Origin of the sequence: Mesorhizobium sp. M2A.F.Ca.ET.037.01.1.1, from assembly GCF_003998075.1 — a bacterium.
In the GTDB taxonomy this organism is placed as follows: Bacteria; Pseudomonadota; Alphaproteobacteria; order Rhizobiales; family Rhizobiaceae; genus Mesorhizobium.
On the sequence record NZ_RZSA01000412.1, the window covers coordinates 1 to 5,389 of the forward strand.

The 5,389-nt window shown below is 64.5% G+C and carries 4 protein-coding genes; 2 read left to right on the plus strand and 2 right to left on the minus strand.

The window, feature by feature from the left end; genetic code table 11:
* Positions 1–895, minus strand: an 895-nt coding sequence (locus tag EOA27_RS20050) for a glycosyltransferase family 9 protein (protein ID WP_145970433.1), incomplete at its 3' end; no start/stop codon positions are given.
* A gap of 141 nt (positions 896–1,036) precedes the next feature.
* Entirely contained in the window at positions 1,037–3,721 is a 2,685-nt protein-coding gene (gene ppdK, locus EOA27_RS20055; protein ID WP_126078454.1) for a pyruvate, phosphate dikinase, read from the minus strand.
* Positions 3,722–3,935: 214 nt separating this feature from the next.
* On the opposite strand from ppdK, the gene EOA27_RS20060 reads away from it, so the two are divergent.
* Positions 3,936–4,280: a VOC family protein gene (locus tag EOA27_RS20060; protein ID WP_042641814.1), complete on the plus strand. Its 345-nt coding sequence runs from the start codon at positions 3,936–3,938 to the stop codon at positions 4,278–4,280.
* Positions 4,281–4,380: 100 nt separating this feature from the next.
* Positions 4,381–5,389: phosphomannomutase (locus EOA27_RS20065; RefSeq protein WP_127256962.1), on the plus strand; the 1,009-nt coding region annotated here is incomplete at its 3' end.

Genomic DNA, 5,389 nt, shown 5'->3' on the forward strand with positions numbered 1-5,389 from the left:
GGCCGAACAGGCCGACAACCGGCGTGCCGGCCGCGGCCGCCATATGCATCGGCCCACTTTCGTTGCCGAGAAACAGCCGCGCCTGCCTGAGCAGCGCAAGCAGGGTTTCCAGCCGCAGCGCGCCCGCCAGATTGACGACAGGCGTCTTCGCCGCGGCCACAATCCTGTCGGTCGCCTCGTTTTCGTCCGGGCCGCCGACCAGGACGACGCGCAAGCCTGTCTCGCCGGCAATCCTGTCGATTGCCTCGGCAAAGCGCTCCGGCTGCCAGCGACGCCCGGCGAAACTTGCTCCGGCATGAACCGCGACAAAGGCGTTTGGGAGGATGTGGTGCCGGGCCAGCAAAGCCAGGACGCGGATCGTCTCGAATGGCAGCGGTCGAATGGCCGGGGCTTTTACGCGCAGGTCGACGCCGAGCGCCTCCAACGGAGACAGATAGCGGTAGAGAAAGTGCTTCTTGCCAAATCCGAAGGGCTTCATCCTGACATTGGCGGGCTGGCGTTCATGCCAGCGCAGAGGCCGCTCCGTCGGAGAATAGCCGACCCGGACCGGAGCATTGACCAGCCCGGAAATAAGACGCGAGGTTTTCGAGTCGGTGATGTCGATGGTCATGTCGAAGCGACGCCGCCGCAATTCCCGCACCACGCGGAAGAGCTCGCGTCCCCGCTCGAACGGCATGCCACGCATCCTGGCGCGGCTGAGGGGGATAGCCTCGGCGGCAATGCCGTGGGCCGTCAGGAAGCCGGCCAAATGCGTTTCACAGAGAAACACGATCCTGACGCCCGGACATGCGAGCTGCAGGTTGTTCGCCAGCGCCGAGGCAAGCACGATGTCGCCGATAAATTTGGTCTGCAGGACAAGGATCGACCGGAAAGGAGTGGGGGCAATCTGCAACATGGGTTTCTGACACCAAAAAGTTCGGTGTCGGAAACTCCCTCGAAACGGTGTCGAGATTCAGGGCTGTCACGCGCACGTTCGCGTGACATTCCATACAAAACCGTAAGGTCCCTTGGGGTGCCGCTCCCCGGAATGCACGTCTCAGGCGCGTTTGGCGGCGCCTTTCGCCGCCGCCACGGCCGCCTGCGCGGCCGCCAGCCTGGCGATCGGCACACGGTAGGGCGAGCACGATACATAGTCGAGCCCGACCTCCTCGCAGAAGCGGATCGAAGCCGGATCGCCGCCATGCTCGCCGCAGATGCCAAGCTTGATGCCGGGCCGGGTCGCCTTGCCCTTTTCAGCAGCGATCCGCACCAGTTCGCCGACGCCATCGACATCGAGCGACACAAACGGATCCTGCTCGATGATGCCCTTTTGCCGGTAGGTTTCAAGGAAGGACGCCGCGTCGTCGCGCGAGATGCCGAAGGTCGTCTGGGTGAGGTCATTGGTGCCGAAGGAGAAGAATTCGGCGGCTTCGGCAATGACATGAGCGCGGATCGCCGCGCGCGGCAGCTCGATCATCGTGCCCGTTAGATAATCGATCTTGGTGCCGGTCTCCTGCATGACGCTTTGCGCCACCGCGTCGATGCGCGCCTTGACGTATTCCAGCTCCTTCACCAGCCCCACCAGCGGCACCATGATTTCCGGCACCACCAGCGCGCCGGCCTTGCGTCCGGCCTCGACCGCCGCCTCGAAGATCGCGCGCGCTTGCATCTCGGCGATCTCCGGATAGGAGACGGCGAGCCGGCAGCCGCGATGGCCGAGCATCGGATTGAACTCGTGCAACGCCTCGGTGCGTTGCCGCAGCTTGTCGGCCGAGACATTCATGGCGCTCGCCACCTCGGCAAGCTCGGCCTCGGTCTTGGGCAGGAATTCATGCAGCGGCGGGTCGAGCAGGCGGATCGTCACCGGCAGGCCGGCCATGATCTCGAACAGCTCGAGGAAGTCCGAGCGCTGCATCGGCAGCAGCTTATCGAGCGCTGAGCGCCTGTCCTTTTCGGTATCGGCCAGGATCATCTCGCGCATGGCGACGATGCGGTCGCCGTCGAAGAACATGTGCTCGGTGCGGCAAAGCCCGATGCCCTCGGCGCCGAAGGAGCGCGCCATGCGCGCGTCGAGCGGCGTTTCGGCATTGGTGCGCACCTTCATGCGGCGCGCGGCGTCAGCCCATTCCATGATGGCGGCGAAATCGCCGGAAAGCTCCGGCTGCAGCATGGCGACCGCGCCCTTCAGTACCTGTCCGTTGCCGCCATCGATGGTGATGACGTCGCCCTTGCGGAAGGTCTGGCCCATCGAGACCAGCGTGCCGGCCTTGTAGTCGACGCGCAGCGAGCCGGCGCCCGACACGCAGGGCTTGCCCATGCCGCGCGCCACCACCGCGGCGTGGCTGGTCATGCCGCCACGCGTGGTGAGGATGCCTTCGGCGGCATGCATGCCGTGAATGTCCTCCGGGCTGGTCTCGATGCGCACCAGGATCGCCTTGCGTCCCTGAGCCCTGGCGTCCTCGGCGTCTGCGGACGAGAAGACGATTTCGCCCGTGGCGGCGCCGGGCGAGGCCGGCAGGCCCATGCCGATGACATCACGCGCCGCCTTCGGATCGATGGTCGGGTGCAGGAGCTGGTCGAGCGATGCCGGATCGATGCGGGCGACCGCCTCCTCCTTGGTGATCAGGCCGTCCCTCGCCATCTCGACGGCGATCTTCAGCGCCGCCTTGGCGGTGCGCTTGCCGGAGCGGGTCTGCAGCATCCACAACTTGCCGCGCTCGATGGTGAATTCGAGGTCCTGCATGTCGCGGTAATGCTTTTCCAGTCGGTCGGAGATGTCGACGAAGGCCTGGAAGGCGTCGGGCATCAGCTTCTGAAGCGACGGCTTGTCGGAGCCGGCGGCAATACGCGCCGCCTCGGTGATGTTCTGCGGCGTGCGGATGCCGGCCACCACGTCCTCGCCCTGGGCGTTGACCAGGAACTCGCCATAGAGCTGCCTGTCGCCGGTCGAGGGATTGCGGGTGAAGGCGACGCCGGTCGCGGAGGTGTCGCCCATATTGCCGAACACCATGGCCTGGACGTTGACCGCCGTGCCCCAGCTTTCCGGGATGTCGTGCAGGCGGCGATAGGTGATGGCGCGGCTGTTCATCCAGCTCGAGAACACGGCGCCGATCGCGCCCCAGAGCTGCTCGTGCGGGTCCTGCGGGAACGGCTTGCCAAGCTCTTCCTCGACCTTGGCCTTGTAGAGCGAAATGACGCCCTGCCATTCCGCGGCCGTCAGCTCGGTGTCGAGCTCGTGGCCGAGGCTGGCCTTCTGGTCCTCGAGGATTTCCTCGAACACTTCGTGATCGAGGCCCATGACGACGTCGGAATACATCTGGATGAAGCGGCGGTAGCTGTCATAGGCGAAGCGCGCATCGCCGGAATCGGCGGCCAAAGCCTCGACCGTCTCGTCGTTGAGGCCGAGATTGAGCACGGTGTCCATCATGCCGGGCATTGACGCCCGGGCGCCGGAGCGGACGGAGACCAGAAGCAGCTTCGACGGATCGCCGAAGCGGCGGCCGGTGATGCGGCCGATATGGTCGAGAGCGGCGACGACATCCGCCTCGAGCCCATCGGGATAGGCCCGGCCGTTGGCGTAATAGGCGTTGCAGACTTCAGTGGTGATGGTGAAACCGGGCGGCACGGGCAGGCCGAGACTGCACATCTCGGCCAGATTGGCACCCTTGCCACCGAGAAGATTGCGGTCGCCGGCACGGCCTTCGGCGGCGCCGTCGCCGAAGGTGTAAACCCACTTGGTCATGCTTGCCCTCCAGTTCGTGGAAGATAGAAACAGCCGGACCATGGCCCGGTTCCCCGCTTCCCCGGTCCGAGCGATAGGATGCTGCAGTGCGAAAGGCAAGGTACCGGCAGCGCTCGCCGCCACTACAATCGATTAAGCAAAGCTGCGTCAAAAAGACTTGCCGGAGAGGCATGGTGCGATATAGAACATAAAGAGAACATAGTGGAGTAGCGTGATGAAACTCAACGGGAAACTCGACTATCTGGAACTGCCGGCGACAGGTGGCACGCTGGACAGCGTCAAATCCTTCTACAGCGCCGCCTTTTCATGGTCGTTCACCGACTACGGCCCGACCTATTCCGCTTTCGCCGAAGGGCTCGATGGCGGTTTCCAGGCCGATGCCGGGGAAGCGCCGGCCAAACCGCTGCCCGTGCTCTACTCCGAAAACCTCGAGGAGACGCTGGACGCGGTCGAGAGCGCCGGGGGCACCATCGTCAAGCCGATCTTTTCCTTCCCCGGCGGCAGACGGTTCCACTTCACCGATCCGGCCGGCAACGAACTGGCGGTGTGGGGACATTAGAAAGGACGCGGGTTTCGAGGTTTTTTGCTGTTGACAGGCAGTGGGCCGCGGGGCTCATTCAAATGAGCAGCGGCAACCTTCTAACAGCAAAAGCAGGCTGATGAAATTCGGGTCAAGCGGTGTCCGGGGTTTGGCTTCCGATTTGGCCGGAAGGCCAAGCGGACTTTACACTGAGGGCTTCGCCCGGCGCTTGCGGGCGATTGGATATCAGCAAGGCAAGGTCTTCGTGGGCCGGGACTTGCGCGACAGCAGCCCGGCGATCGCACAGGACTGCATGGCGGCGCTGGCCGCATCCGGCTTCCAGCCGGTCGATTGCGGTCCGATCCCCACACCGGCGCTTGCCTTTTATGCCCGCCGGCACAACGCCGCGGCGCTGATGGTGACCGGCTCGCATATCCCCGCCGACCGCAACGGCATCAAGTTCTATGGACCGAAGGGCGAGATCGACAAGGCGGACGAGGCCGCGATCACCCTTTCTGTCGCGGAGCTGTCCGATCAATATCCCTGGCCGCCGACCTATGCGGACAGGCAAGCCGGCCATGAACAGGCGCTCGCGGCCTTTCGAGACCGTGTGGAGGCAATTCTGCCCCCTGGCGCCCTTTCCGGAATGAGGCTCGGCGTCTACCAGCACAGCACCGTTGCGGCGGAGCTGCTGGTCGAGGTCCTGCGATCCTTCGGCGCCGATGTGATCGTCGTCGGCAAAACAGATACTTTCGTGCCTGTCGATACCGAGGCCGTCAGCCAGGAAACGCTGGCGATGGTGCGGGACTGGGTGCGCGAGTTCAAACTCGACGCGGTGGTCTCGGCCGATGCCGATGCCGATCGCCCTCTTGTCATCGACGAAAATGGCGAATTGTTCCGCGGCGACCTGATCGGGCTGGCCACGGCGCTCTTCCTCAAGGCCGATGTCGTGGTGACGCCGGTCACCTCCAACTCGGGCATAGCCGAAGCGTTCGGGTTCAGCGTCAAGAGAACGAAGGTCGGATCGCCTTTCGTCATCGAGGGAATGGACGCCGCGCGGCAGGCGGCGGGCGGCATCGTCGTCGGCTTCGAAGCCAATGGCGGGGTTCTGCTGGGATCCGACGGCCTGGTGAATGGCAAAATATTGT